Raw genomic sequence first — 25,702 nt, 5'->3', positions numbered from 1 at the left:
CCTCGCCACCGACGGACACCCCGAATTCATCCCCCCACCCTGGACCGACCCAGAGCAACGACCCCGCCGCAACACCTACCACCGACGCTGCTGAGATCATCACGCCCCGCGGGCCAGCGGCCTGTCCGCTGATCGACCGGGCCACCATTACCCTGGGTCGAACGACGGCTCGGCGCCGTCGGCCCGAGCAGGACCGCGTGCCAAGTGAGGCGGGCGTGAACCTGCGGTGCGCTGGTCCGCTCCGAAGCCCGGGCGGTCCTCATCACCCTTCTGCTGCCGGCGACCCAGGCACCGCGAACGGCCGACAGTTGTACGTCGTTCGACGTACCCGACGTCATACGCAACGGCCGACGACAGGCGAGCCGGTTGGGCGTCACCCTGAGTTCCCGGGGGTGGTTGGGTGATGACCAACGGTGGAGTCGAGATCGGCGTGCTGGGCCCGCTGGACGTCCGGGTGGCCGGCCGGCGGGTGCCGGTCACCTCGCCGAAGCACCGGATCCTGCTGGCGGCGCTGGCGCTGGAGCACGGCCGGATGGTGTCGGTGGGTCGGCTGGCCGAGGCGATCTGGGATGTCCGGACGCCGGTGCGGCCACGTCGGGCGGTGCAGGTGTATGTGACCCGGTTACGGTCGCTGTTCGTCGGTGCCGGCGGCGCGTCCGTGATCGTCACGGAGTTGGACGGATACTCGGTCGACGTGCCGGCGGACCGTACCGATGTGTGTCGTTTCCAGCACTGGCTGGGGGAGGCGGATCGGGCGGCGCGCCGAGGCGATGTGGGCGGCGAGGCGGCGGCCCTGCGTCGCGCGTTGGCGCAGTGGCGGGGGGACGCACTCGCCGACGTGCCGTCCGATCTGTTGCACCGGGACCGGGCGCCGGTGTTGCATGAGCTGCGGCTGGCGGCGTTGGACCGGCGGATCGAGGCGGATCTGCGGTTGGGGAGGCACCGGGACGTCGTGGGGGAGTTGACCGAGTTGACCGGTCGGGATCCGCTGCGGGAGCGGTTCTGGCTGCACCTGATGACCGCGCTGCATCTGGGTGGGCGGCGGGTGGAGGCGCTCGCGGCGTACCACCGGGGTCGCCGGCACCTGGTTGACGAACTCGGCCTGGAGCCGGGCGCGGACCTGCAACGGATGCACGCCCGGGTCCTCACCGGAGGGCGGGCCGCCGGTGCCGGGTGAGGCCCGACTCACGGCTCGTTCCCGTCGGGGCCGGAGGGCGCAGCCGGCCGGTGTTTACTTAGCAGCCCGCTCGTCCCGGTCCTCCTGGCGTTCGTCGCCCCGGTCGTCCCGCTCCTCGGCCAGCGCGGTCTCGTGGTCGCGGACCACCTCGCCGTCGCGGATCTCGCCGCGCCACCCCTCGACCTGGTCCGGGTCGAGGACGGCCCTGGTCATCACGTGCCGGACAAAGTGCTTGAGTTCGAGCCGGACCCGGCGGCCCTGGGCCCGCCACAGGTTCCCGGTGTGCTCGAAGAAGCCCTGCGGGTGGTATTCGAGGACCACCAGGATGCGGGTCAGGTCGGGGGTCAGCTCGTGGAAGCTGACGGTGCCGTCGACATGGCCCTTCTCGCCCTTGGACTTCCAGACGATCCGCTCGTCGGGGACCTGCTCGACGACGGTGGCCTCCCAGGTGCGGTGCGACCAGAGGACCTGCGCCTTCCAGGTGGTCTTCTCGTCGCCGTCCCGGCCGACATCCTCCACCTTCTTCATGAAGCTGGGGAAGTCCTCGTACTGGGTCCACTGGTTGTAGGCGACCCGGGCCGGCACGCCGACATCGATCGACTCGATGATGTTTGTGATCTTGATCTTGCCCTTGTCCTTACTGCCCTGACCACCCTTGCCGACGGCGGCCTTGATCTTTTCCTTGGCACCGGTCAGGCCAGCGGCCAGGCCGGCCTTCATCGGCGAGGAGCCGCCGGCGAGTTTCTGCACGCCGGTGGCCGCGGCTGCGAGGTCCGGGCCGCCGCCACCCTGGGTGGCGTACTCGGTGAGCCGGCCGGTGGCCGCTCCCACCCGCTCGCTCACGGCTGTCAACGCGCGCTCGGTGGCGGCGCCGGCGAGGTTCTGCACCGCACTGGCCAAGCGGCCGGACGTGGTGCCGCCGGTCTTCGGGGTCTTCGACATGATGCTCACCTGCCTCGCCGGCGAACCGGCGCGTTCGTCGGGTCTGGGCCGGGCGCGGGCCGGCGCCGGCGCGGAGCCGGTTCCTTCTGGTACGGCTCGTCGTCGAACCCGTCGTCGGCCGGCTCGTCGCCGTGGTCCCCGGAATCGCTGGCCGGCTGGTGGTCGCGGTTGCCGGGAGCGCGCGTCTCGGCGGAGTTCCGAGCGTCGCGCTCGGCCCCGTCGGGGGTGTCCCGGTCGAGGTCGGCGCCGTCGCGGTCCGCACCGTCCCGGTCGGCGGCCCGCGTCCGCAGCGCCTCGGCTCGGCTGTGCAGCCGGTCGCTCACCGCGTCGATCCGGCTGTTCACCGCACTGACCGCCGCCGCGCGGCCAGCCTGGACGAGCGGGCCGCGCAGGTCGCCGAGGCGGCCGACGTCGGCGGCGCCGCCGAGCGAGCGCAGCAGTCCACCGGCGTTGCCGCTGAGCCGGCCGGCCGCGACGGCACCGCCGAGCACGAGGGCGGTGCGCAGCCGCTTGCGCCGCCCGAGGAGGTAACCGGTCCCGAGAATGAGCGCATAACGCGCTCCCTGCTTCATCACAGTCGGACCCACTTTCGATTGTGTGCGCCGGTGAGCGGAGCCCATCGCGGTCTCGTCACTCGACCTTTGTCGCCGAGCAACTGCTTGCCGACACGGCGTCCGGTACCCACGGTCCGGTGGCCGGAAAACATCTGTTTCCGCAGTCCACGACCCTTGGACGTGACGAACCATGCCGGAAACGGGCGGAACTGCGCCACAGGTGCCGAGACCTCTTCAAAGGAACGGCGGGGACGGGAATCACCATCTCTTCCGGCCGTTCTGGCGAGGATTCGAAGGTGCATTGTGGAAGTAACAATCAGCTGCCAGATGACGCTTGCCGCCCAGCGGTCGGACGAGCCGGCCGGACAAACATGATATTGGGGGTAGGGCCGTCAGCGCAGGCCAGACCGCAGACGGCGGCTCAGGACGCGGTGTCCGAACCCACCGGCCGCGCCGCTGGATCGAGCGGATGACGCAGACCCGGATGGTCCGCCGGCAGCGACCGCCGGATCACCCACCAGCTCACCGCGAGGGTGGCCGCTACCAGCGGCCACGACATCACCACCCGGGCACCGACCAGGGCGACCACCTGATCGGCCAGGTACAGCGGAACGAACACCAGCACCCGGGCCAGGTACTGCCCGGCCCAGATCCAGCTCGCCCGCCCGTACGCGCGTAGCAGGTCCGGATCCCGCCGCCACCGGCCGCGCTGGCCGAGCGCGGCACCGACCACCACCCCCAGCAGCGGCCAGCGCAGCACGATGCTCACCGCGAAGGCGAGTGAACTGGCCGCGTTGGAGACCACCTGGAGCAGGAAGAAGTCGACGGCCCGGCCGGTGCGCAGCGCGATCAGCGCGGCCACGCAGGTGGCGAGGAGCCCGATCAGGACCGACCGGGGACGGTGGCCGCGCCACAACCGCCAGCCGGCGACGCCGCCACCCACCACCAGCGCCGCCGCCACCCCGGCGCCGATCGACTGCCCGGCCAGCCACCAGGCCAGGCCGAACGCGACCGGCGGCAGGGTGGCGTCGATGGCGCCACGCCGGCCGCCGAGCAGGTCGGCGAGCGACTCGCCGCCGGTCCCGTCGCCCTTGGTCGCCATCCCCACACCCCTCTTCCTGAGGGCACCCTAACCAACGAACGGGATCGCCAGAAACCGCCCGGCCCGCCCTGCGCGGCGCCGGGAGGCGCGGCAGACTAGCGTGTCGGCATGCAAAGTCGGAAAACCGGATTCGTGGCTGTCTGGCTTGTGTTCTTGGCCGCTGTCCAGGTCCTGGCTTTCGCCGCCATCTGGCGGTACGCGGTGCGAACCGTCGACGGCCAGTGGCTGGACACGGTCGCACTGACCGGCAACAACATCGGCCGCCAGCACATCGAAGGGCTGATCCGCACGGTCCTCAACGCGATGTCGGTGGTGTCGCTGCTGGTGGCCACGGTGGTGATCGGGTTCATCGCCCTGATCCGTCGGCGGATCGCGCTGGCCATCCTCGCCACCCTGCTGATCGCGGGCGCGAACATCACCACCCAGGCGTTGAAATGGGTGATCGCCCGGCCCGACTTCGGTATCGACCCGGAACGGGCGGCCGCGGGCAACAGCCTGCCCAGCGGGCACACCGCGGTGGCCGCGTCGGTGGCCGTCGCGCTGGTGCTGGTGCTGCCCCGGAAGGCCCGCGTCTGGGGTGCCTTCGTCGGCGCGATCTACACCGCGCTGGCCGGCGTGGCCACGCTGTCCGCCGGCTGGCACCGACCAAGCGACGCCATCGCCTCGATGCTTGTGGTGGGGGTGTGGGCCGCGTTGGTAGGACTCGGCCTGCTGATGACCGACCGGGTGGACACCGCACCGCGATCCGCGGACGCGCACCGGGTGGCCACCGGCATACTGGTGCTCGCGGCGGTCGCGCTGTTCGCCGTCGCCTGGTTCGCCGCCGACTGGACGCTGGCGCTCAAACCCACCCCACCGGACCAGCTCAGCCGCAACCGGCTGTTGATCGCGTACGCGGGAAGCGCCGCCGGGATCGCCGGGATGGCCAGCCTGACCCTGGGTCTGGTGCTGGCCACCGTGCACCGGGTGGTTCCCCGGCTGGCCGAGTAGGAGGAAGGGCGTGGTGACGGCTGTCCGGGACGCCTTCGACGCCGAGGCGCGGCGGCTGGTGGAGGCGATGTTCTCGCTGCCCGAGGAGGAGTTCGACCGGCCCACCGGCTGCCCGCCGTGGTCGGTGCGGGAGCTGCTGGCACACGTACGGATGACGGTGGCCCGGCTGCTGGACATGCTCGCGGCGCCGGCCCCGCCGGTGGCCGAGGTGGACGCCGCCGGCTATTACGGTCCGACGAAGTTCACCGCCACCGTCGACGCCGCCCGGATCGACGGGGCGCGGGATGAGGCCGCCGCCCGGCGGACCGGCCACACCCTGGCCGTGGAGCTGGACCGGACCTGGCGGGCGGTGCGGGCGGCGCTTGCCGGCCAGCCCGCCGGACGGGTGGTGCGGACCCGGCACGGTGACCCGATGCTGCTGGATGACTTCCTGATCACCCGGGTGGTCGAGCTGGGCGTACACGGGCTGGATCTGGCGGCGGCCTTGGGTCGCGAGCCGTGGCTGACGCCGGCCGCGGCGGCGGTGATCGAGCGCCTGCTGCTCGGCGACGCGATGCCGGGCGCCGGGACCACCGCCGTTCTGGCCGACCTGGGGTGGGACCGGCTCACGTTCATCGCGAAGGCGACCGGACGGGCACCGATGAGCCCGACCGAACGGGCCGCCGTCGAGCGGGCCGGGCTGCGCTGGCTGTCGTTCGGCTGACCTCGGGGCCGATAGGGAGTGTCGCCGGCCCTGGACCAGGTCCGGAGGAGGTGGCTGTAACTCTCGACACGTCACTGATGGCCGCCGATGCATTGGTGTGTGGATCACCACACGGTTGCCGCGCTGCGGCGTCGCAGAACTGCCGTCATCTGTCGCAATAAATGGGCCGAATGTGAGAATCACCAAGCCCTTCCATTCGCGCATCCTCCCATGTGGACACCGGTTTTGATACACCGAGGTGTCTCCCGGGTTGTCAAGATCTTTTAGGTCGCCATCGGGTCGCCATTTGGATGATCTTCGCTCAATGTTCCCCGGATAGCGTCGGCCGGCACCCGCCAGTCGTGCGGGATGGATGTTCGGAACTCGGGTGGTGAAGTCTGTGGGTAGGCGATTGACCAATCGCGTCTGCGCATTGTTGGTGTTGGTTGTCGCGGCGCAACTCGTGCCCGGGGTGCCGGAGGAGTCACAGGCCGCGCGCCCAGCGGCGGCGACCACGGTGACGCCGACCCCGCCGCCGGTGGCCGTCGATCCGGCGCCGTACCTGTCGGTCGTGGACAGGGCGGGACCCACCGAGGTGGGCCGGTACGACGTTTCGACGGACACCGTGTGGGGTCCGCAGGGCTCGCCCTACATCATCCGCGGGCTGGTGGAGATCGCCGAGGGCGCGTCGCTCACCCTGCTGCCCGGCACGGTGGTCAAGCTCGACACATCCGGGAAGATCCAGGCGTACGGCCAACTCCTGTCGCTGGGCACCCCCAAGCAGCGGGTGATCTTCACGTCGCTGCGTGACGACACGGTGGTCGGCGACACCAACGGGGACGGCGCCGCCACCGCGCCGGCGCCGAAGGACTGGGACTCCATCGTCATCGTCGGCGGCGACGCGACGAGGCCGAACTATCGCCGGCCGGTCAGCTTCTTCGACCACACCGACATCAAGTACGGCGGGCAGGACGTCTCCGGTTGCACCAGCGGGGCGCTGAACCTGGGATTCACCGGCTCACGGGCGGTCGTCACCAACTCGGTATTCGTTTCCACAATGGCTGGTGTCCGCACGAACGTGGGCGCCCGCGGATTCGCCGGCATCTACAACTCGCTCTTCGAGTCCGGCAACTGTGGCATCACGGCGCGTGATGGCAACGCGGAGATTATCGGCAACACCTTCGGGTCGGCACTGACCACCGCCCTCTACGCGGAGAACGTCGAGAAGCTGCGGTTCTGGTACAACACCGCCGAGAAGCCAGTGTCGATCTTCGGCATTTTCGCCGACTCGGTCGCGCCGAGCCCACCGGACGTGGACGCGCGCTACAACGCCCTGCTGGCCGGATACAGCGTTCCACACTCGATCGCTAAGAATTTGACCGACTGGTCGGGCAACTGGTTCGGCCGGGACGCCAACGCGCCACTGCCCGCCTGCATGGATCCGACACTGGCTGCCGCCGCGAACCCGCCGGTGAAGACGACGCCGTCGACGAGCTGCCCGGCCGGCCAGGCGGCCGTCGTCGGCTACCAGGACAACGTCCTGCCGGCGCTGTCGGCATCGCCCCAGGTGCTGCCGACGGCGATCCGGGAGGCCGCCGCCCCCCGCTACGGGCCGGTCAACCTGCACAGCGGTGTGTTGACCTACCAGGCCGAGGACGTGACCGTGCAGGACGCGGGCAAGCAGGTGACCGCGACGCGCACCTTCCGGTCGGACAAGGTCGGCGGCGGGGACGCGGGCAAGGGCTGGACCAGCGCCTACTCGGAGGCACTGTCCACCGCGGGCAACCAGACCACCCTCGCCCTGCCGGACGGGACCGGGCTCGGCTTCGTGACCGACCCCAAGGCCGGCTACGCCCCCGCCCCCGGCGTGTCGGCCGGATACACCAAGGACGCGACCGGCACCACGGTCACCACGCCGGGGCAGACCAGCTACCGGTTCAACCCGGCCGGTGAACTCACCGGCCTCACCCTCGGCGACAGCGGGCACGAGATCACCGTGCAACGTGCCGGCGGCCAGGTCAGCCGGGTCACCGGCGAGTCCGGTCGATACCTGACCTACACCCGCACCGGCGGCCGGCTCGACGCGGTCACCGACCAGAGCGGTCGCGGCGTGACACTGACGTACACCGGTGAGCGACTGACCGGCGCCAAGGGCGTGGACGGCCACACCGAGACCTACCAGTACGACGGCAGTGGCCGGCTGGCCAAGGTGATTACGCCGGAGGGCCGGGTGAAGCTGGCCGCCGGTTACCGCGCGGACGGCCGGGTCGACTGGATCGAGGAGCAGGGCACCGGCCGGACCACCATCGGCTACGACGACGCCAACGGGCGCCGCACCGTCACCCGGGCCGACGGGACCGTGCTCACCCAGACGTACGACTGGGCCGGACGGCTGGTCACCGAGCGGTCCGGCGCCTCCGGCGTGCACCTGATCTACGACGGCGAGGGACGGCTGGTCTCCCGGATCACCGGCGTGCCGGCGGTGCCGATGACCGGTTACGGACCGTCGGCCCCGGCCACCCTGTACGACCGCAACGGCGACCCGGTGATGACCGTCGACGAGTACGGCGCGGAGACCGAGACCACGTTCAACTCCCGCCACCAACCGCTGGTGTCCACGTTCCACGACCAGACGAAGATCAGCCGCAGCTACGACACCGCCGGGCGGCTCGACCGGGTGGTCGATCCCAACGACAAGGTGTGGACGTACGACTTCAACGACCGGGGACAGCTCACCGTCCAGATTGACCCCCTCGGCCGGACCCGGACGCTCGGCTACGAGACCGACGGGGATCTGGGTTCGGTGACCGACGAGTCCAACGCGACCACGGTGTACGGAAACGACGCGCACGGGCTGCGAACCTCGGTCACCGACCCGTTGCAGAAGAAGACGGTGCTGGCGTACACGGCCTGGGGTGAACTGAGGCAGACAGTGAAGCCGCGCGGCGGCAAGACGACAGTCACCTTCAACCGGGACCGGCAACCGACGTCGGTGACGGACCCGCAGGACATCGTCACCTCCTACGGATACGACACCACCGGTCGACTCGACACCATCACCGACGCGGCCGGCAAGGCGACAAAGGTGGGCTACGACGCGGCCGGGCGGATCCGCACCGTCACCGACCCCCGGAACTCCGTCGTGGCGCGCAGCTACACGCCGGAGGGCTGGGTGAAGGACACCACCGACGCCCGGCAGAAGGTCACCCGCTACGCCTACGACCCGATGGGTCGGCTGATGCGCGGCACCACCGCGCTCAACCAGACCACCCAGACCCAGTACGACCGGTCCAGCCGGGTGCTCAAGCAGTGGACCCCGGACGGCGCGCTGTGGGTCAACGGCTACAACGCCATGGGTCGGCACACCTCGGTCAAGACGCCGCGCACGCACGTCTGGGCGATGGAGTACGACCCGGCGGGCAACCTGACCAAGGTCACCGACCCGCTGACCTACACCTCGCTCACCTCGTACGACGCGGTCGGTCGGGTGAAGACCACCACCGACCAGGAGAACGTCGTCACCACGTACAACTACGACGACGCCGCCCGGTCGGTCACCGTGACCGACGCCCTCGGCACGGTGGGCGTGCAGCGGTGGGACGCCGCCGGCCGACCGAAGTCGCACACCGACGGCTCGGGGATCACCACCACCTGGGGCTACGACGACGACGGCAACCGGGCCGCGCGGACCGACCCGGCCGGCACCAGCCGTGTCGAGTACAACCTGGCCGGGCAGGTCACCGCCGAGATCGACGCAAGCCTGCGCCGGACCGACACCACCTACGACACCGTCGGCCGGTTGGACACCGTGACCCATCCGGGCGGGGCCGTCGAGTCGTTCGACTTCGACGAGGTGGGCAACCTGACCAGCCACACCGACCGGACGGCGAAGGTCTGGGGTTGGAGCTACAACGCGGCCAACCTGGTCGACACGGCCACCGACCCGCGCCAGAAGGTCACCACGTACACCTACGACGACCTGGGGCGGCAGTCGTCCGTCACCGACGCGGCCGGGGTGGTGTCGAACACCGCGTACGACCCGGTGGGCCGACCGGCGGTGCGGTGGGACGCCCGGGGGGCGTCGTGGGTGACCCGGTACGACCTCAACGGTGACGTCGCGGAGGAGGTCGACCCGGCCGGGGTCACCCGGACGTACTTCAACGACAAGCTCGGCCGTCGGGAGCGGATGAAGTTCGCCGGCGACTTCTACTACACCTACGACAAGACGGGCCGGATGAAAACCGGCGACGTGCCGTACCGGCAGACCTGGGACTACGACATCCGCGGCCGAATCGACGCCGTCGGCGACGCGTACGGCAAGAAGACGACCTACGACTACGACGGTGCCGGCCGGCAGACGCTGGAGAAACTTCCCACCGGTCGCGAGACCACCTGGACCTACGACGCGGCCGGGCGACTCGACACCGCGCGGGACGGGCTGCGCAACACCAGCGCCTACGACTTCGACCCGGCCGGCCGGTTGAGCAAGATCACCCTGCCCCGGGGTGGCGTCTTCGACTACACCTACGACGCGGCGGGCCTGCTCGACACGGAGACCGATCCGGCGCGCAAGACCACCAGCTATGACTACGATCCGGTGGGCCGGTGGAAGTCCACGACGTATCCGTCGGGGCGGGTGGTGACGGCCGACTACGACCCCGCGGGGCGGCAGAACCTGGTCAAGTCGGGCGCCGAGACCCGCGAGTTCGGTTACGACGACGCCGGACGGCTCACCTCGGCGGTCACCAGCGGACGTCAGGTCACCTTCGACTACGACGACCGGGGTCTGCTGGAGAGCAGCACCGACGCGCTCGGCACCACCGGTTACGAGCATGACCTGGCGCACCGGCTCGCGGTGCGCACCCCGCCCGCCGGTGCCGCCACGACGTACGGCTACAGCACCACCAGCGGGCGGTTGAGCAGCATGCTGGGGCCGTTCAACGTCGAGTTCAGGTATGACAAGGGCGGCCAGATCGAGGACACTGTAGCGAGCGGTTACTCAGCCCCGGACGAGTACCGTGAGTACGACGACAACGGCCGGCTCACGGTCATCGACACCGGCCATGGCGATCACGCCGTCACCTACCACGACGACGGCCAGGTCAAGACGGTCACCGCGCCGACGCCGGGCGGCACCACCCCGACCACCACCACCTACACCTATGACGGCGCCGGTCGTCTGGACACGGCCGTCGGCGCCCAGGGCACCACCGTCGTCTCCAGCACCGACCACGACTGGGACGCCGACGGCAACCGCACGGCGGTGCGGACCGCCGGCAAGCCCACCATCTCCGCGAGCTACGACCTGTCGGACCGGATCACGTCGACCTCCACGGCCGGCACCCACGTCTACGACGTCGACGGGAACCTGAAGTCGACCGGCGACGGGCGCAGCTACAGCTACGGCCCGTTCGGTGAGCTGACCGGCGCCACCACACCGGCCGGCACCGTCTCGTACGGCCGGGACGCGCTCGGCCGGGTCGCGTCGCGGACGAGCGGTGGTGTCCAGCAGTCGTTCTCGTACGAGGACACGTCGGCGGACGTCTCGGCCACCCGGGTCGGTTCCGGCCCGTTCACCCAGGTCGTCCGCACGCCCACGGGGCTCCTGCTCGGCCAGAGCACCGACGGGGGGACCAGCCTCCGGACGCTGTCCAACCCGCACGGCGACGTCACCCGGCTGGTCGACGACCGCGCCGGCAAGGTCACCTGGTCGACGGGTTTCGACCCGTTCGGCACGCCGGTCGGCACAACGGGCACTGCCCCGCCAGCGCCCGTCGGGTTCCAGGCCATGTACACCGACCCGCTCACCGGGCTGGTCGACATGGGAGCCCGGCACTACGACCCCGGCACTGGACGGTTCACCCAGTCCGACACGGTCATCGGCGCGCTCGGCAACCCGATCAGCCTGAACCGCTACCTCTACGCCAACGCCGACCCGGTCAGCCTCTTCGACCCGGACGGGCACTGGCCACGCTGGCTCAACGGCCTGGCCAACGGCATCCGGGGCGCCGTCGGCGACGCGATCAACTCCCTTTCCGGCGGATGGGACAGTGTCCGGAACACGGCGGCCTCAGCCTGGTCGGCGCGGCGGTCGATGGAAAGGTCGGCCGCGAACCTGGCCGCCGAGGTGGCCACCAACACCGCCCGCTTCTGGAACGACCACCAGCGCATCGGGGACACCGCCACCGGCGTCGCGGTCGGGGCGGCGATCGTCGGCGGCTGCGTCGCGCTCGGTGTCGCCACGGCCGGTGTCGGCGGTGCGATCTGCCTCGGCGCGGCCGTGGGCGCGGTCATCGGCGGCGCCACCTGCGACTCCCACCGCAGCGGCCTGTCCTGTGCGGGGACCGGCGCGGCGGCCGGTGGGGTCGCCGGTCTGACCGGCGGGCTGGCCGCCGGTGCCGGCGGCGGCGCGCTCGCCGTCGGGGCGGTGTCCGGGTTCACCGGGGACGCCACCGAGCAGCTCCTCAGCACCGGCACCATCGACACCCGACGGTTGGCCGGCGCCACCGTCGGCGGCGCCGTCCTCGGCAAGCTCGGCGGCAGGCTGGTGAGCGGTCGGACCGCTTCCACGGCATCGGGGGCGCGGCGACCGCTGGCGCTGCCCGCGCCGCCACGGCGGCTCGCCGTCGAGGCGTATCCGCACGCTTCCGTGCGTCCTTCCCGTGGGCCCGACCCGATGGGCACCAAACTCCAAGGCTCCAACAACCGCGACTGCGCCTCCAACAGCTTCACCGCAGGCACCCCCGTCCTCATGGCCGACGGCACCAGCAAACCCATCGAACAGATCCGACCCGGCGACAAGGTCATCGCCACCGACCCCGAAACCGGCAAACGGGCCGCCAAGCCGGTCACCGCGACCATCACTGGCGACGGCGAAAAGACCCTCATCGACATCGACGTCACCACCAGCAACGGTGACGACCATAGGACCGAACGGATCACCGCCACCGACGGGCACCCCTTCTGGATAGACACTGACGGTCAGTCCGACACCCCCGAAGGCCGGTGGATCGACGCCGCCGACCTCCGCCACGGCCAATGGCTCAAAACCTCCAACGGCCAACTTGTCAAAATCGCCGGCACCCATGCCCACACCCAACACGCAACCGTCTATAACCTCACGGTCGCCGACATCCACACGTACTATGTAATCGCCGGCAACACCCCGGTGCTCGTACACAACTGCGGTGGCGATGTCGCCCTCGGAACGCGTGCTCACGGCCTCCGAGAGTTCGCCGACGGAAACGGATACACGCATTACCTTGATTCACCTTCATGGCAGGCGGATGTGCGGGCAGCTGTAAACGATCCAAATACTCGCCTGCATATCAGACTCGACGGTTTCCGTGGTGCGACTCCGGCCGAAAAGTTCACGAATGCTTACCGGAGTGGAATGGGTGACAATTGGTATGCGACCGAGTGGGAGATGTACAAGACTGGTCTTGCGGTGCGGGTCGGTAACCGTTCTTGGGACAGTATTACGTTCTATGATGGCGGAAAGATTGTAAACTTCCCGCAGCCGCCCTTCTCAATGCCAGGAGGCTGAGTTGTCGCAGTTCATGAAGTCTTGGGATAGATCCTTCAGGTTATGGGATTACTCCATAAGTCACTCCACGCTGCTTCTGCGCTATGTCGGTAGCGGTAGTGAGGTGCCAAACCGGATCGATGTCGCATTCTTTGGAGTTCGAGCTTTCCATCTTCGGGATGACTATAGAAGTCTCAGTATCGAGAAAGCTCCAGAAGTGTTTGCGGACGGAGTTCTCGATGTAATGGTCACGGCAGGTGAACCGCTCGCAAGGTATCTGGTCAATGGCGGGCCTGACTACATCTTGGCAACGAATGTCGCATGGGAAGAGGATGACGGAGATCACCGCAGTCCATCACGTTTCGGGCCGTTGCGAGGGACGCCCTGACGGTGAAGGTCGCGAGGGGCGGTAGCGACGATCAGCGCTGGCGGCGTGCTGGTTTGTGCCCTGACGTGCGCTCCGGTTGCTATCACGATTGATGTCAGATGATCATTAACATGTAGGATCGTCGATGTCACTGCACAGGCCTATGTGCACGGGTCTGGCGGTCCGCGTAGGTGGGCGTGCGCGCGGGGCCGTAGGCCTGTAGCGCGTGCGCGCGGCCCGGCTTCGGCCGGGCCCCGCTTCTCTTGATTAGGTAAAGCAACTCTTAAGCCCAATGGCTCCGCCGGCGGCCTGGTTGCTTGGTCGGGTCTCGGAGCTGCAACGTTGCTCCTCGGGCAGTGCGGTACCGCGTGGTACGGTGTGGTGCATGACGAGGATTACACTGCGGGAGTTCCGCGATGGCGCGGGCCGGGTGCTGGACGGGGTTGAGCGCACCGGTGAGCCGGTCATCATCACCAAGTACGAACGGCCGGTGGCCGTCCTGGTCGGCATCGACGAGTGGGAGGAGATCGAGGCGTCCCGGGACCGCCGGGACGCTGCGGTGATCGCCCGCTCCCGTGCCGAGGGTCAGTTCGTGCCGCTGTCGGCGGCTCTGGAGTCGCTCGGGGTTGATCCTCGCGAGGTAGAGGCGCTGCTGGGCGACCGGGCCGGCGGTGAGGCGGCGTGAAGGTTCAGATCGACCGGGATGTGCTGGTCTGGCTGCACAAGCAGCCACGCAACGTGTTCCTGACCGTCCTGAGCGCGATCCTCGGCTTGGTCTCCGACCCTGAGCCACAGAGCTCGACCGAGATGCGCGACGGGTCGGGGCGTCGGTTGCGTGTCGGTGACTACCGGGTCCTCTACCGCATCGACGGCGACGAGTTGACCATCCACGCGGTCGGGCATCGCAAGGACGTCTACTCGTAAGCCTCCCGGGTCCGGCGGCCTTGTCTGTCTGCGATGGACTGAACGTCAAGGGGCTGTTGACCAGACGGTCGTACAACGCCGCGGTGGCGCCCTTGGACCTGGGGGCATCGCCCGGTGCCTTGGCGGCGCCGAGTCGGTTCCGGTCGGCTCGCTGTCCGCCCATCGATGATGATCCGATCCAATCGTCGCCGTCCGTCCCGTGCGTAGGCGTTGCTGTCATGCAATACGCGATGCCTTCGGTCGAAACGGATTCGACCTTAGCAATGCGCACTGGGATCCGTTCAACTTCAGTTAGCCGTAAGTAACGACTATTCATTGCTGGCAGGATGCCTGCGGGGTCACTCAACTGCATGCAAACGTGCGTTGGTGTTCCCGCAGGCTATGGCCAGTAACCTCCGGCTGGGAAGCCGGACGCGACACCTCCGGAGGGGTGTCTCCGCGACCTTCGCGGTTATCGCCCCTGAGGCTCTTCGCTGATTGGATCAGTTGCCTGACTTCTGTGGGAGTCAGGCAGCTGGCAGCAGCAACGAGTTGACCTATCTCGATGGTTGCAGGGTAGGGCTCTCGTGCGGCCGTTTCGGAATCCGGGGGAAGGTCCGCAATAACAATTAGATCAGCCGCGTCTAATTGCAGAACGGGCGCAAAATCTCGCAGGATACCATGGTTTGGTTGAAGCGTTCCTGCAAGTAGTTGATTGACAGTCGACTCGGCCCGACCAGAAGCTCGGCTGACAGTTCTGGGCGATAGTCGATGGTTCTGCATAAGGCCACGAAGAACCCTAGCGAAGTCGGCGCTCATCGCCGAATCCTATACGGGTTCAACGTTCATCTGCGGGACCAGTCGAAGCGCGGTTGTGGCTCGTCGACGTGATCGACGGTCAGCCCGTCGACACCGGGAGTACGTGCGCCCCGGTTACCGGCGACCCGGTCGAACGCCATCAGCAGCGTCGCCGGGTGGTGCACGAGGTTGAACAGGTCATCAAACCGGCGGCCGGGATCGGCCGCAGGCCAACGATGAGGTTGGCCCGCACTCCGCTACCCGCCGAACCGGACTCTCGTCCGGGCGGGCGTCGCCGTTCGAGCGGCAAGGAAGACAGCCGGTCACCGCTCGCCGGTCTGGCGCCGCAGGTGGTCCAGCACCACCGGGTCGATGCGGTCGGGCACCAGCCGTTCCTCGAGGTTCTCCACCCCGGCCCAGGAGACCAGGGCGGCGTTCAGGTCGTCACCGGCGACCGGGTGACCGGCGGCGGTCAGCCGGTCGCGGACCTCGGCGGCCAGGTCACCGGTCAGGTCGCGCAGGCTGGCCGGGTCGGGCTTGCCGAACAGCAGGGTGTGGGTCTCCAGCAGCCGGCCGAGTTCGCTGACCGGGTCGGGATGGTCGTCGACCCGCAGGTCGACCAGGACGTCGCTGCCGCCGCCGTACCCGCCGCCGGGGGAGACCACGAGCAGGGCGGCGCTCTGCCGGCCGCGGCGGTCCCCGCCGGCGCGGTCGCCGGCGGCGAGGGCCGCGAGCAGCCGGTCCGGGAACGGTCCGGCGGTGCCGGCCAGCCAGGTGTCGCGCATCGCGTCGATCACCTCGGGGCCGGTGAGGATGTTGCCCTGCGCGGCCCAGCCGTCGCCGGTCTGCCCGCCGGCCCACGGGGTGCAGCCGGCGCCGGTGTAGGTGGCGCCGTCGCCGTCGGCTCCGACCACGCCGACCTGCCGCTGGGCTCGGCCGTCGTCGGCGGCCACCAGCGCCGCGACCACGTCGGTGGCGGCGACGCCGGTACGCAGCAGGGCCAGGCCCTGGGGGCGGTAGGCGAGATTGGCGTACGACTGGGTGGCGACCGCGCCGACCCCTGACTCGGCGGCCGGCACGGCGGCGCCCACGGCGAGGAACTTGCTGGCCACCGCGACGCCGTAGGACTGGCCGTCGGGGGAGCGGGCGACGATCGAGAAGGTCACCGGCTGACCTTAAGCGACCGTGGGCTCGGACGGGTTCGGCGATTGCGGCGAAACTTTCCCCCGCATGTCGATCTGCGCGACACCCGTGCATCGGGATAGTGGTGGGGCTCGACGGAGGCCCCGAGGAAAGGGTGACCCGATGACCAGCTACCTGGTGATGATCTATGACAACGAGGCGAAGTGGGAAGCGGCCGACGACGGTGTGGCGCAGGAGAACCACCGCCGGCACGGCGCGTTCGCGGCGGCCAACGGCGGCGCGTTGCGGGGCGGAGCGCGGCTGGGCGGCAGCGAGACGGCGACGTCGATCCGGCGTACCGAGGACGGTGTCGTCACGGTGACCGACGGGACCTTCACCGAGACGAAGGAGGTGATGGGCGGTTACTACGTGATCGAGGCGGCCGACCTGGACGAGGCGTTGGAGATCGCCAAGCAGGTGCCGGCTCCGATGGGCGGGGTGGAGGTCCGCCCGATCATCCAGAGCTGACCGTGCGGAGCTGGGATGTCGCGTCACCCGTCGAGGGGGCCGTCCACCGGGCGTACGAGCAGGAGTGGGGTTACGTCCTCGCCGCCGCCGCGCGGGTGGCGGCCGACCTGGATCTCGCCGAGGACTGTGTGCAGGACGCGTACGCCCAGGCTCTCGTGCACTGGCGCAGCCACGGTGTGCCGCGCCGGCCCGGCGCGTGGTTGACCACGGTCGCCACGCGCCGGGCGCTGGAGCAGCGGCGGCGGGCGGACACGCTGCGCCGTAAGCTTCCGTTGCTGGTGCCTGACGAGGGTGTCCGGGACGAACCGGAGACGGTGTTTCCGGACGACCGGTTGCGTCTGGTGTTCACCTGCTGCCATCCGGCCCTGTCCCGGGAGGCGCAGGTCGCGCTCACCCTGCGGCTCGTGTGCGGGGTGTCGGGGGGCGAGATCGCCCGGGCGTTCCTGATCAAGGAGGCCACCGTGCAGGCCCGGATCACCCGGGCCAAGCGCAAGATCGCCGGGGCGCGGATCCCGTACCGGGTTCCGGGGCCGGCCGACCTGCCGCACCGGGTGGAGGCGGTGCTGGACGTGGTGCATCTGGTCTACACGGGCGGCCACACGGCGACGTCGGGGACGGACCTGATGCGCGCCGATCTCGCCCACCGAGGGTTGGACCTGGCCCGGATGATGCACCGCCTGCTGCCGGGGGTCGGCGAGGTCCGGGGTCTGCTGGCGTTGCTGGTGCTGACCCAGGCCCGGTCGGCGGCCCGCACCGACCGGGACGGGCGGTTGGTGTTGCTCGGTGACCAGGACCGGACGCTGTGGGACCGGGACGCGATCGGTGAAGGGTTGGAACTGGTGCGTGGCGCGTTGGCCCGGCCGCCGGCCGGTCGGTTCGCGTTGATGGCGGCGATCGCGGCCGTCCACGCCGAGGCGCCGACGTGGGTGGACACCGACTGGCCGCAGATCCTCGGCCTGTACGACCTGCTGCTGGCCCGTTGGCCGTCCCCGGTGGTGGCACTCAACCGGGCGGTGGCGGTGAGTCACGCGCACGGCACGGAGGCGGGCCTGGCCGCGATCGCGGAACTGGCCGTCGAGCCGGGGCTGGCGAGCTATCCCTATCTGGCCGCGACCCGGGCCGAACTGTTGCGTCGTGCCGGCGACCGTGCCGGCGCTGTCGTGGCGTACGAGGAGGCGTTGTTGTTGACCGACAACCAGGTGGAGGCGGACCACCTGGCTCGGCGGCTGGCCGGGTTGCGGGCCGGCCGGGGGTGAGCGGCGGCCGGCGGGCGGACGGGGTGTGGTCGCGGTGCGTGACGGTGCGACCGGACGCGGGAGCGGTCTACCGCTGTCCACCCCCGCCTGCCGAGCGCGCCACGGATTCGATGCGGGCTCGGTGGTCTGCCCACCATCGGTCGTCGTGCGGCTCCTGGTTGAGATTGTCGGGACGCATCCCGGTACGCCCGTCGAGTTGCTCGCGCAGGATGTCGGCGTGACCGGCGTGGCGAGCGGTCTCGGCGATGACGTGGACGAGCATCGTGTGCAGCGTGACGTCCGGCCGAGGCCACCACGGCACGTGCCCGGGAGCGTCGAGGTCCAACGACCGGATCGTCTCGTCGGCGTGCGCGATCGCGGCCTGGTAGGTGTCCAGAATCTCCTGACGACTCTCGGACGCGGTCACCCACAGGTCGTCGCCCTCGGCGGCGTCGTCGTCCCACCAGGGCAGATGTGGCGTGAACGGGCGGTCGAAGGTCGTCCCGAAGTACCAGGCCTCGACGATGGACAGATGCTTGACCAGGCCGAGCAGGTTGGTCCCGGTACGCGTGAGGGGTCGTCGCACGTCGTACTCCGACAGTCCTTCGGCCTTCCAGATCACGGCGTCACGGGCCGCGCTGAGGTACTTGTGTAGCTGCGGCTTCGGGTCCTCGCTCATCCGGCCTACCCTGCCCTACTCGCGCGACCGCGGTCGAGGCGGGGCGCCCGCCAGGTGCGTCGACGCGCGCACCGCCTCGGTGGCCTTCGCGCGGCCCGGCTCATCCGCCGGGCCGTGCCGGGGGTGGCGTCCCCGTACGCGACGATTGCCCACGGGGTCGGCCCCGAGGGGTCCGGCGCCGGCCCGGGTCAGCCCTTGATGAAGGCCAGCAACTCGCGGTTGATCTCGTCGGCGTGGGTCCACGGGATGCCGTGCGACCCGCCCTCGATGACGACGAGGTCACTGTTGGCGATCATCGTGGCGAGTCGCTTGCCGGTCGACTCGATGGGCAGGATCCGGTCCGCGTCGCCCTGGATGATCAGGGTCGGCACGGTGACCGCCGCCAGGTCGTGCCGGAAGTCGGTGAGCCAGGCCGGTACGCACGCCAGCGTCCCGATCGGTGAGGCGTTCACCGCGACCGCCCAGTTCGACCGGACCACCTCCTCGCTGATCCGCTTGCCGAGGGTCTGGTCGAGGTTGTAGAAGTCGGTGAGGAACGTGGTGAGGTAGGCCGGACGGTCGTCCCGGATCGCCTGCGTGATCTGGTCGAAGACGCTCTGGTCGACGCCCTCCGGATTGTCCGGCGACTTGAGCAGGTACGGCGGGACCGGCGAGATGAGTACCGCGCCGCTGATCCGGTCGGGGCCCTGCGCGCTGAGGTAGCGGACCACCTCGCCGGTGCCCATCGAGTGCCCGACCAGCACCACGTCCCGCAGGTCCAGCACGGTGATCAGTTCGGCCAGGTCGATCGCGAAGGTGTCGTAGTCGTACCCGGTGGAGGGCTGGCCGGAGCGGCCGAAGCCACGGCGGTCGTAGGTGATGACCCGGTGGCCCGAGGCGACAAGCGCGGAGACCTGTTTCTCCCAGGCGGCGCCGCTGAGCGGGAAGCCGTGGATGAGCACCACGGGCTGCCCGTAGCCGAGGTCCTCGTAGTAGAGGTCGATGGTGCCGGAGTTCTCCGCTCCGACCGACAGATACGGCATGCGTGCCCCCGAATTGTCCGTATATGAGGTGAATCCTAGCGAGCCGGTCGGAGACGCTGGGCCAAAAACGCGACGCCGATTCATTTGATCTTGCCTGTACCATCGACCGGTGCCCGCACCTCCACCGGACCTGGTCCGCCCCGACTGGCCGGCCGAGGAACTCGTGCACGGCACCGGCAATGAGGCCACCGGCGGAATCTGGCGGATCACCCGGGACGGCGGCACCGCGATCCTCAAGATCGCCACTCCGCGCCGGGCCGGCGCCGCCGCCCACCTCGCCACCAGCGACGACCCCGGGCACTGGAACTACTGGAAACGGGAAACCCTTGCCTACCGCACCGGTCTCGCGGCCACCGCGTACGCCGACGCCGGCATCCACGCCCCCGACCTGCTGGCCGCCGACGACCGCCCGGACGGCTCGATCGCCCTGTGGCTGCGGGACGTACCCGGCACCCCGGGTACCGCCTGCGGCGTCACCGAGTTGGGCGACCTCGCGTACCGGATCGGGGTCGGCCAGGCCCGCTGGCTCGGCCGCCCGCCGGCCGACGCCTGGCTGGCCCGCGACTGGCTGCGCGGCTACACGACCGCGTCCTCGGTCACCGACGAGATCGACTGGGACCATCCCGTCGCCACCGCCGCCTGGCCGGCGCGGCTGCGCGCCGACCTGCGGCAGCTCTGGGACCGCCGGTACGCCCTGCTGGCCGCCGCCGACCGGCTGCCGCGCACGTTGTGCCACCACGACGTGTGGCCGATGAACCTGATCCTCGCCGACCACGGACCGGTGCTGCTGGACTGGGCGTTCGTCGGACCTGGCGCGATCGGCGAGGACGTCGCCAACCTGACCCTCGACACGTTCCTCGACGGCCTGATCGACATCGACCTGCTCGACGACGTCACCGCCGCGGTCGCCGACGGCTACCGGCGCGGCCTCACCGACGGCCACCGGCCGGGTGCCGGCGCCGCGCCGGACCGGACGACCATCCGGTACGCCATCGCGCTCACCGGCGCCGCCAAGTATTACTGGCTCGCCCCCCGGATGCTGGCCTCGTTGCGGGACGGCAGCAGCCGGAACAACTACGACACCCGCGACCGGGTGGCGATGTTCGCCGGCCGGGCCCCGGTGCTCGACCAGATCACCCGGTGGGCCGAAGCCGCCCTGTCCTGACTGCCGACGGCCGTGCCCGGCCCGACCCGGCCGAGGGAGCGGCACGGGACCGCCCCGGCGGGATCGGTGATTTCACCGGTCCGCGACGCAGATCTTGCCGGGAGTCGGCGGGGCGGGCACCATCGGTCGATGACGAATCGTAGGGGGATGACCATTCCGTTCGGCGGCGTCCCGCTCGCCGAGCACGCCCCGATCTACGCCGCGCTGGCCGACGCCGGGTTCACCGACCTGTGGTCGTCCGAGGTCGCCGGCACCGACGCGTTCACCCCGCTGGCACTGGCCGCCGCCTGGCGCCCCGACCTGCGGCTCGGCACCGCGATCACCCCCACCTTCACCCGCGGGCCGGGCCTGCTGGCGATGACCGCCGCCGCACTGGCCGAGGCCGCACCGGGCCGATTCGCGCTCGGCATCGGCGCGTCGTCGCCGGTGGTGGTGGGGGACTGGAACGCCGTCGACTACGACCGGCCGTTCGCGCGTACCCGCGACATGCTGCGGTTCCTGCGCGCCGCGCTGGCCGGCGAGACCATCGACCGCGAGTTCGACACCTTCGCCGTACGCCGGTTCCGGCTGGAACGGCCGCCGGCCACGCCGCCGCCGCTGCTGCTGGCCGCGCTGCGACCCGGCATGCTGCGGCTGGCCGGCGCCGAGGCCGACGGGGTGATCCTCAACTGGCTGGCCGCCACCGACGTCCCCCGGGCGCTCGACGAACTCGGCGACCGGCGCGCCGGCATCGAGGTGGCCGCCCGGATCTTCGTCTGCCCCACCGAGGACGCCGGACACGCCCGCACCATCGGCCGCCGGCTCATCGCCAGCTACCTCACCGTCCCCGCGTACGCCGAGTTCCATCGCTGGTTGGGTCGCGAACCGGACCTGGGGCCGATGTGGCGGGCCTGGGCCGCCGGTGACCGGCGCGGCGCCGCCGCGGCCGTGCCGGACGCCGTGGTGGACGCGCTGGTGCTGCACGGCTCCCCGGCCGACTGCCGTGAGCAGGTCGACCGCTACGTCGAAGCCGGCGTGCGGACCCCGGTGCTCGCGCTGCTGCCCACCCCCGATCTGACCGACGGCGGACCGGCCGCGCTGCGCACCCTGATCACTGAACTCGGGACGGTGCGCTGATGCGCCTCACCGGCCGGGTCGCGGTGGTCACCGGCGCAGCGGGCGGGATCGGCGCGGCCCTGTGCCGCCGGTTCGCCGCCGAGGGTGCCGCCGGGATCCTCGTCGCCGACCTGGACGCCACGGCCGCCACGGCACTCGCCCGGGAGATCGACGCGGGCGCTGATCCGATCGACCGTGGCTCGCAGCGCCCCGGGCCGGTCGCCGTTGGCGTCGGCGTCGACGCCGCCGACGAGGCGCAGGTCGCCGCGCTGGTGGCCGACGCCGAGGCGCGGTGGGGACGGATCGACCTGTTCTGCGCCAACGCCGGCGTCACCACCGGCGCCGGACTGGAGGCCACCGACGCCGACTGGGAGCGGGCCTGGCGGGTCAACGTGCGCGCCCACGGGTACGCCGCGAACGCCGTGCTGCCCGGCATGCTGGCCCGGGGTGAGGGGTGGCTGCTGCTCACCTGTTCGGCGGCCGGTCTGCTGACCGCGGTCGGCGACGCGCCGTACACGGTCACCAAGCACGCCGCCGTCGGCTTCGCCGAATGGCTCGCCGTCACCTACGGCGACCGGGGCATCCGGGTCAGCGCGCTGTGCCCGCAGGGCGTCCGCACGCCGATGCTCGACGACGGGCTGGCCGCCGGTCACCTGGGCGCGGTGGTGACCGCCGCGTCCGGACCGGTGCTCACCCCCGAGCAGGTGGCCGACGCGGTGATCGGCGGGCTGGCCGACGAACGGTTCCTCATCCTGCCGCACCCCGAGGTGGGCGAGTACGTGCGGCGCAAGGCCGCCGACCCGGACGGGTGGCTGGCCGCCATCCGGTCCATGGTCCGCAAGCTGCGGCCGGGCTGAGTGATCGACGGTCCGTCAACGTCATCCATCACGTGGCCGAGGTCCGCGTGTCGTACCGGCGTCGTAGGGTCGGCGCTTATGACGGAGAAACAGACACACACCCTCGCGCTACCGGGCGTCGAGCTGGTCTACGACGTCCGCGGTCCGCTCCCGCCAGCCGATGGGCGTCCCGTACTGGTCATGATCGGACAGCCGATGACCGCGGAGGGCTTCGACGCGCTCGCCGCTCACTTCGCCGACCGTACCGTCGTCACCTACGATCCGCGTGGCCTGGGTCGCAGCGTTCGCACGGACGACCGCAGCGATCACACGCCGCAGCAGCAGGCCGCCGACCTGCACCTGCTGATCGAGGCGCTCGACGCCGGCCCGGTCGAGATGTTCGCCAGCAGCGGCGGTGCGGTGACCGCGCTCGAACTGGTCGCGACGCACCCCGACGATGTCGTCACGCTGGTGGCGCACGAGCCGCCGATCAACGCCGTGCTGCCCGACGCCGCGGCCGCCGAACGCGCCCGAGCGGCCTTCCACGAGGCATACCAGGCCAAGGGCGCCGGCGCCGGAATGGCCGCGTTCATCGCGATGACGTCCTGGCAGGGTGAGTTCACCGACGACTACTTCAGCCGACCCGAGCCCAACCCAGAGATGTTCGGCCTGCCCACCGAGGACGACGGCTCCCGCGACGACCCACTGCTGTCCAAGCGGTCGTGGGCGATCAGCGACTACCGTCTCGACGTGGGGGCGCTCACCGCGGCACCGACCCGGATCGTCGTCGCCGTCGGCGAAGAGTCGACGGGGACGTACACCGCGCGTACGGCCATCGGCAGCGCGGCACTGCTCGGCCAGGAAGCCACGGTCTTCCCGAGCCATCACGGCGGTTTTCTCGGCGGTCAGTTCGGTTACGCCGGCAAGCCCGAAGAGTTCGCTGCCCGGCTGCGGGAGGTCCTGGCCGCCGGCTGACCGGCCCGGTAACCCGCTCTGAGCGATGCGGACGGGTCGCGTACGACGCCAGGTGCGCGGCCGGGTCAGTCGTGACAGACCTCGTCGCCGTCGACGTCACTGGCATCACCGAGCAGGTCCCACCGGTTGCCGGCGACGTCCAGGAACACCGCGACCCGGCCGTACGGTTCGGAGCGGGGCTCACGGACGAACGAGACTCCGGCCGCCACCAGTCTCAGGTACGTGGTGTCGAAGTCGTGGACCCGGAGGAAGAACCCGACCCGCCCGGCGACCTGGTCACCGACGGCGGCGGCTTGGCGATCCCCGTCCGCGCGAGCGAGAAGAAGCCCCGTCTGGGCACCTGGCGGACGGACGACCACCCACCGCTTGGGCCGTCCGTCGGTGGTGAGCGACGGCGAGTCCTCGACGAGATCGAACCCGAGTACGTCGGTGAAGAAGGCGACAGCGGGGTCGTACTCGTGGACGACCACGGTCACCAGGTCGAGCCGCATCCCCGGCAGAGTAGCCGGTGTGCCCGTCGCCCTCCGCGCGCCGCGGCTCCGCTCGGGTGCGGGCCGCGGACGCTCGACGGCGCGGCTCCGGCATACCGTGGCGGGGTGCGCTGTCGTTTCTGTCCAAGACGGCGGCCGTGTCCGCGACCTAGCGTGGACCCGGCAACCTGGCCCAGCATGAGGAGACAGCACAATGCGTAACCTGGTCTACACCTGTTTCATGTCGCTCGACGGGGTGGTGGACTCGCCCGGCGGCGGGCCGGGGGAGGAGCACCGCAGCGCCGGGTGGGTGGTCAAGGACCTCGATTTCGTCCCGGAAGCCTGGTCGCTGAAGGGCGAGGAACTCGCCGACACGACCGCGCTGATGTTTGGCCGCCGCAGTTACGAGGTGTTCGCGCCGGTCTGGCCCGGGTCCGAGGACCACGCCGACTACAAGGACCTGCCCAAGTACGTGGTGTCGAGCACGTTGTCTGAGGATGCCCTCGTCGACGGGTGGGGGCCGACGACGATCCTGCGGTCGACCGAGGACGTCGCCGCGCTCAAGCAGGGTGAGGGCGGTGCGATCTTCATCCACGGAAGCGCGGAGCTGGCCCGGCGGTTGTCGGACGTGGACCTGATCGACCAGTACAACCTGCTTGTCTTCCCCGTGCTGCTCGGTGCCGGGACGAGCCTGTTCGGTCGAGCCGACCGGGCCAAGCAGATGTTGACGCTGCGGGAGTCGGAGAGCTACTCGAACGGGATCCTGAAGCTGGTCTACGACGTCAGACGCTGACCCAGATCGAGGGCGCTCGCCCCGCCGGCGCCCGGCGCTGGCCCAGGTCGAGGGCGATCGCGCCGCCGGCCCCCTCGCGTAGCTGCCCGGCGGTGCGTCCCACGTAGGCGCGCAGGGCGCGGGCCAGGTGCGGCTCGTCGAAGTAGTCGAGCTTGGCGACGACGTCGGCGGCCGGGTCGCCACCGGCCAGCAGCTCCGCCGCCGTGCGGGCCTGCTCGATGCGTCGGACCGCGCCCCGCGTCAACCCGGTCGCGGCGCGGAACCGGCGTTCGACGGTGCGTTCCGAGACGCGCGGGCGGTGACCTCGCAGCACCTCGACGACGAGCGGGTCACGGACCACGATCCCGGCCCGGACGAGGCCGTCGACCAGGGCCTCGGCGTCGTCGGGTCCGGGTATCTCCCACCGCGCGCCGTCGAGTCGGAACATTCGGCGCGTCGTGTCGGGAAGCCCGACGCCGCCGTCGACCAACGTGGGGACCGGCACGGTCCGTAACGAGGTGCCGACGGCGAACTCGATGCCGGTGAAGCGTGCGCCCGGCGGCACCGGCGCCGTGCCGGTCCGGGTCTCGGGGCCGGTGATGCTCGCGTAATTCTTCCCGGCCTGCTCCCAGAACACCAGGCCCCACCGCACCCCGGCGACGGACGTCATCTCGGTGACGTGCTCGCTCGTGCATGTCCACACGACGTCGACCCACGGCGAGTCGGACCGACGCGTCTCGAACCGCAGCCCCACGGGGCGAAC

21 protein-coding genes are annotated in these 25,702 nt (G+C 70.5%); 13 read left to right on the top strand and 8 right to left on the bottom strand.

Annotation, left to right across the window (positions count from 1 at the left end):
- Positions 1-403 precede the first annotated feature (403 nt).
- The gene (locus tag ACFQUZ_RS30935; protein ID WP_377448579.1) at positions 404-1,177 is read left to right on the top strand and encodes a BTAD domain-containing putative transcriptional regulator; all 774 of its coding nucleotides are present in this window, start codon (positions 404-406) and stop codon (positions 1,175-1,177) included.
- A gap of 54 nt (positions 1,178-1,231) precedes the next feature.
- On the opposite strand, the gene ACFQUZ_RS30930 is transcribed toward ACFQUZ_RS30935, so the two are convergent.
- The 3 genes from ACFQUZ_RS30930 to ACFQUZ_RS30920 form a co-directional block, all read right to left on the bottom strand.
- Positions 1,232-2,119: an SRPBCC family protein gene (locus ACFQUZ_RS30930; protein ID WP_377448577.1), complete on the bottom strand. Its 888-nt coding sequence runs from the start codon at positions 2,117-2,119 to the stop codon at positions 1,232-1,234.
- A gap of 5 nt (positions 2,120-2,124) precedes the next feature.
- Positions 2,125-2,691 carry a hypothetical protein gene (locus ACFQUZ_RS30925; RefSeq protein WP_377448575.1) on the bottom strand — a complete coding sequence of 189 codons (567 nt, stop codon included), beginning with the start codon at positions 2,689-2,691 and terminating at the stop codon, positions 2,125-2,127.
- A gap of 403 nt (positions 2,692-3,094) precedes the next feature.
- Positions 3,095-3,775 carry a DUF3159 domain-containing protein gene (locus ACFQUZ_RS30920; protein WP_377448573.1) on the bottom strand — a complete coding sequence of 227 codons (681 nt, stop codon included), beginning with the start codon at positions 3,773-3,775 and terminating at the stop codon, positions 3,095-3,097.
- A 108-nt stretch (positions 3,776-3,883) separates the two neighbouring features.
- Here ACFQUZ_RS30920 and ACFQUZ_RS30915 point away from each other — a divergent pair, with 108 nt between their 5' ends.
- The 5 genes from ACFQUZ_RS30915 (at position 3,884) to ACFQUZ_RS30895 (ending at position 14,263) form a co-directional block, all read left to right on the top strand.
- Positions 3,884-4,765, top strand: coding sequence for a phosphatase PAP2 family protein (locus ACFQUZ_RS30915; protein ID WP_377448571.1), 882 nt, complete (start codon positions 3,884-3,886; stop codon positions 4,763-4,765).
- A gap of 10 nt (positions 4,766-4,775) precedes the next feature.
- The gene (locus ACFQUZ_RS30910; protein WP_377448569.1) at positions 4,776-5,468 is read left to right on the top strand and encodes a maleylpyruvate isomerase N-terminal domain-containing protein; all 693 of its coding nucleotides are present in this window, start codon (positions 4,776-4,778) and stop codon (positions 5,466-5,468) included.
- A gap of 418 nt (positions 5,469-5,886) precedes the next feature.
- Positions 5,887-12,993, top strand: a complete 7,107-nt coding sequence (locus ACFQUZ_RS30905) for a polymorphic toxin-type HINT domain-containing protein (RefSeq protein ID WP_377448567.1) — start codon at positions 5,887-5,889, stop codon at positions 12,991-12,993.
- Between the two features lie 731 nt (positions 12,994-13,724).
- Positions 13,725-14,024 (top strand): type II toxin-antitoxin system Phd/YefM family antitoxin, encoded by a 300-nt coding sequence (locus ACFQUZ_RS30900; RefSeq protein ID WP_377448565.1) that lies wholly within the window; start codon positions 13,725-13,727, stop codon positions 14,022-14,024.
- Positions 14,021-14,263 carry a type II toxin-antitoxin system RelE/ParE family toxin gene (locus ACFQUZ_RS30895; RefSeq protein WP_377448563.1) on the top strand — a complete coding sequence of 81 codons (243 nt, stop codon included), beginning with the start codon at positions 14,021-14,023 and terminating at the stop codon, positions 14,261-14,263. The genes ACFQUZ_RS30900 and ACFQUZ_RS30895 overlap by 4 nt, the downstream gene beginning before the upstream one ends.
- A gap of 1,100 nt (positions 14,264-15,363) precedes the next feature.
- On the opposite strand, the gene ACFQUZ_RS30890 is transcribed toward ACFQUZ_RS30895, so the two are convergent.
- Positions 15,364-16,206: a DUF1028 domain-containing protein gene (locus ACFQUZ_RS30890; protein ID WP_377448561.1), complete on the bottom strand. Its 843-nt coding sequence runs from the start codon at positions 16,204-16,206 to the stop codon at positions 15,364-15,366.
- Between the two features lie 139 nt (positions 16,207-16,345).
- On the opposite strand from ACFQUZ_RS30890, the gene ACFQUZ_RS30885 reads away from it, so the two are divergent.
- A complete protein-coding gene (locus ACFQUZ_RS30885) occupies positions 16,346-16,690 on the top strand; it encodes a YciI family protein (RefSeq protein ID WP_377448559.1) in 345 nt (114 codons plus the stop codon).
- Between the two features lie 2 nt (positions 16,691-16,692).
- Positions 16,693-17,946 carry an RNA polymerase sigma factor gene (locus tag ACFQUZ_RS30880; RefSeq protein WP_377448557.1) on the top strand — a complete coding sequence of 418 codons (1,254 nt, stop codon included), beginning with the start codon at positions 16,693-16,695 and terminating at the stop codon, positions 17,944-17,946.
- Positions 17,947-18,013: 67 nt separating this feature from the next.
- On the opposite strand, the gene ACFQUZ_RS30875 is transcribed toward ACFQUZ_RS30880, so the two are convergent.
- Both ACFQUZ_RS30875 and ACFQUZ_RS30870 read right to left on the bottom strand, forming a co-directional pair.
- Positions 18,014-18,604: a DinB family protein gene (locus ACFQUZ_RS30875; protein WP_377448555.1), complete on the bottom strand. Its 591-nt coding sequence runs from the start codon at positions 18,602-18,604 to the stop codon at positions 18,014-18,016.
- Positions 18,605-18,792: 188 nt separating this feature from the next.
- Positions 18,793-19,626 (bottom strand): alpha/beta fold hydrolase, encoded by an 834-nt coding sequence (locus tag ACFQUZ_RS30870; protein ID WP_377448553.1) that lies wholly within the window; start codon positions 19,624-19,626, stop codon positions 18,793-18,795.
- A 109-nt stretch (positions 19,627-19,735) separates the two neighbouring features.
- On the opposite strand from ACFQUZ_RS30870, the gene ACFQUZ_RS30865 reads away from it, so the two are divergent.
- The 4 genes from ACFQUZ_RS30865 to ACFQUZ_RS30850 all read left to right on the top strand — a co-directional run bounded on the left by ACFQUZ_RS30865 (position 19,736) and on the right by ACFQUZ_RS30850 (position 23,697).
- Positions 19,736-20,791, top strand: a complete 1,056-nt coding sequence (locus tag ACFQUZ_RS30865) for a phosphotransferase (protein ID WP_377448551.1) — start codon at positions 19,736-19,738, stop codon at positions 20,789-20,791.
- Between the two features lie 147 nt (positions 20,792-20,938).
- Positions 20,939-21,907, top strand: a complete 969-nt coding sequence (locus ACFQUZ_RS30860; RefSeq protein WP_377448589.1) for an LLM class F420-dependent oxidoreductase — start codon at positions 20,939-20,941, stop codon at positions 21,905-21,907.
- Positions 21,907-22,743, top strand: a complete 837-nt coding sequence (locus ACFQUZ_RS30855) for an SDR family oxidoreductase (protein WP_377448549.1) — start codon at positions 21,907-21,909, stop codon at positions 22,741-22,743. Before ACFQUZ_RS30860 ends, ACFQUZ_RS30855 begins: the two co-directional genes overlap by 1 nt.
- A 78-nt stretch (positions 22,744-22,821) precedes the next feature.
- On the top strand, positions 22,822-23,697 hold the full coding sequence (locus ACFQUZ_RS30850) for an alpha/beta fold hydrolase (RefSeq protein ID WP_377448547.1): 876 nt from the start codon (positions 22,822-22,824) through the stop codon (positions 23,695-23,697).
- Between the two features lie 65 nt (positions 23,698-23,762).
- Here the strand turns inward: ACFQUZ_RS30850 and ACFQUZ_RS30845 are convergent, their stop codons facing one another.
- Positions 23,763-24,188 carry a VOC family protein gene (locus ACFQUZ_RS30845; RefSeq protein ID WP_377448545.1) on the bottom strand — a complete coding sequence of 142 codons (426 nt, stop codon included), beginning with the start codon at positions 24,186-24,188 and terminating at the stop codon, positions 23,763-23,765.
- 193 nt (positions 24,189-24,381) lie between these two features.
- Here ACFQUZ_RS30845 and ACFQUZ_RS30840 point away from each other — a divergent pair, with 193 nt between their 5' ends.
- Complete coding sequence (locus tag ACFQUZ_RS30840) at positions 24,382-24,960, top strand: dihydrofolate reductase family protein (protein WP_377448543.1); 579 nt, start codon at positions 24,382-24,384, stop codon at positions 24,958-24,960.
- Here ACFQUZ_RS30840 and ACFQUZ_RS30835 read toward each other — a convergent pair.
- Positions 24,950-25,693 carry a helix-turn-helix domain-containing protein gene (locus ACFQUZ_RS30835; protein ID WP_377448541.1) on the bottom strand — a complete coding sequence of 248 codons (744 nt, stop codon included), beginning with the start codon at positions 25,691-25,693 and terminating at the stop codon, positions 24,950-24,952. The genes ACFQUZ_RS30840 and ACFQUZ_RS30835 overlap by 11 nt on opposite strands.
- Positions 25,694-25,702 lie beyond the last annotated feature (9 nt).

This window comes from Plantactinospora sp. GCM10030261 (assembly GCF_042666615.1).
In the GTDB taxonomy this organism is placed as follows: Bacteria; Actinomycetota; Actinomycetes; order Mycobacteriales; family Micromonosporaceae; genus KBS50.
The sequence above is the reverse complement of the archived record's forward strand: the minus strand, read 5'-3'. Positions and strand labels throughout refer to the sequence as shown.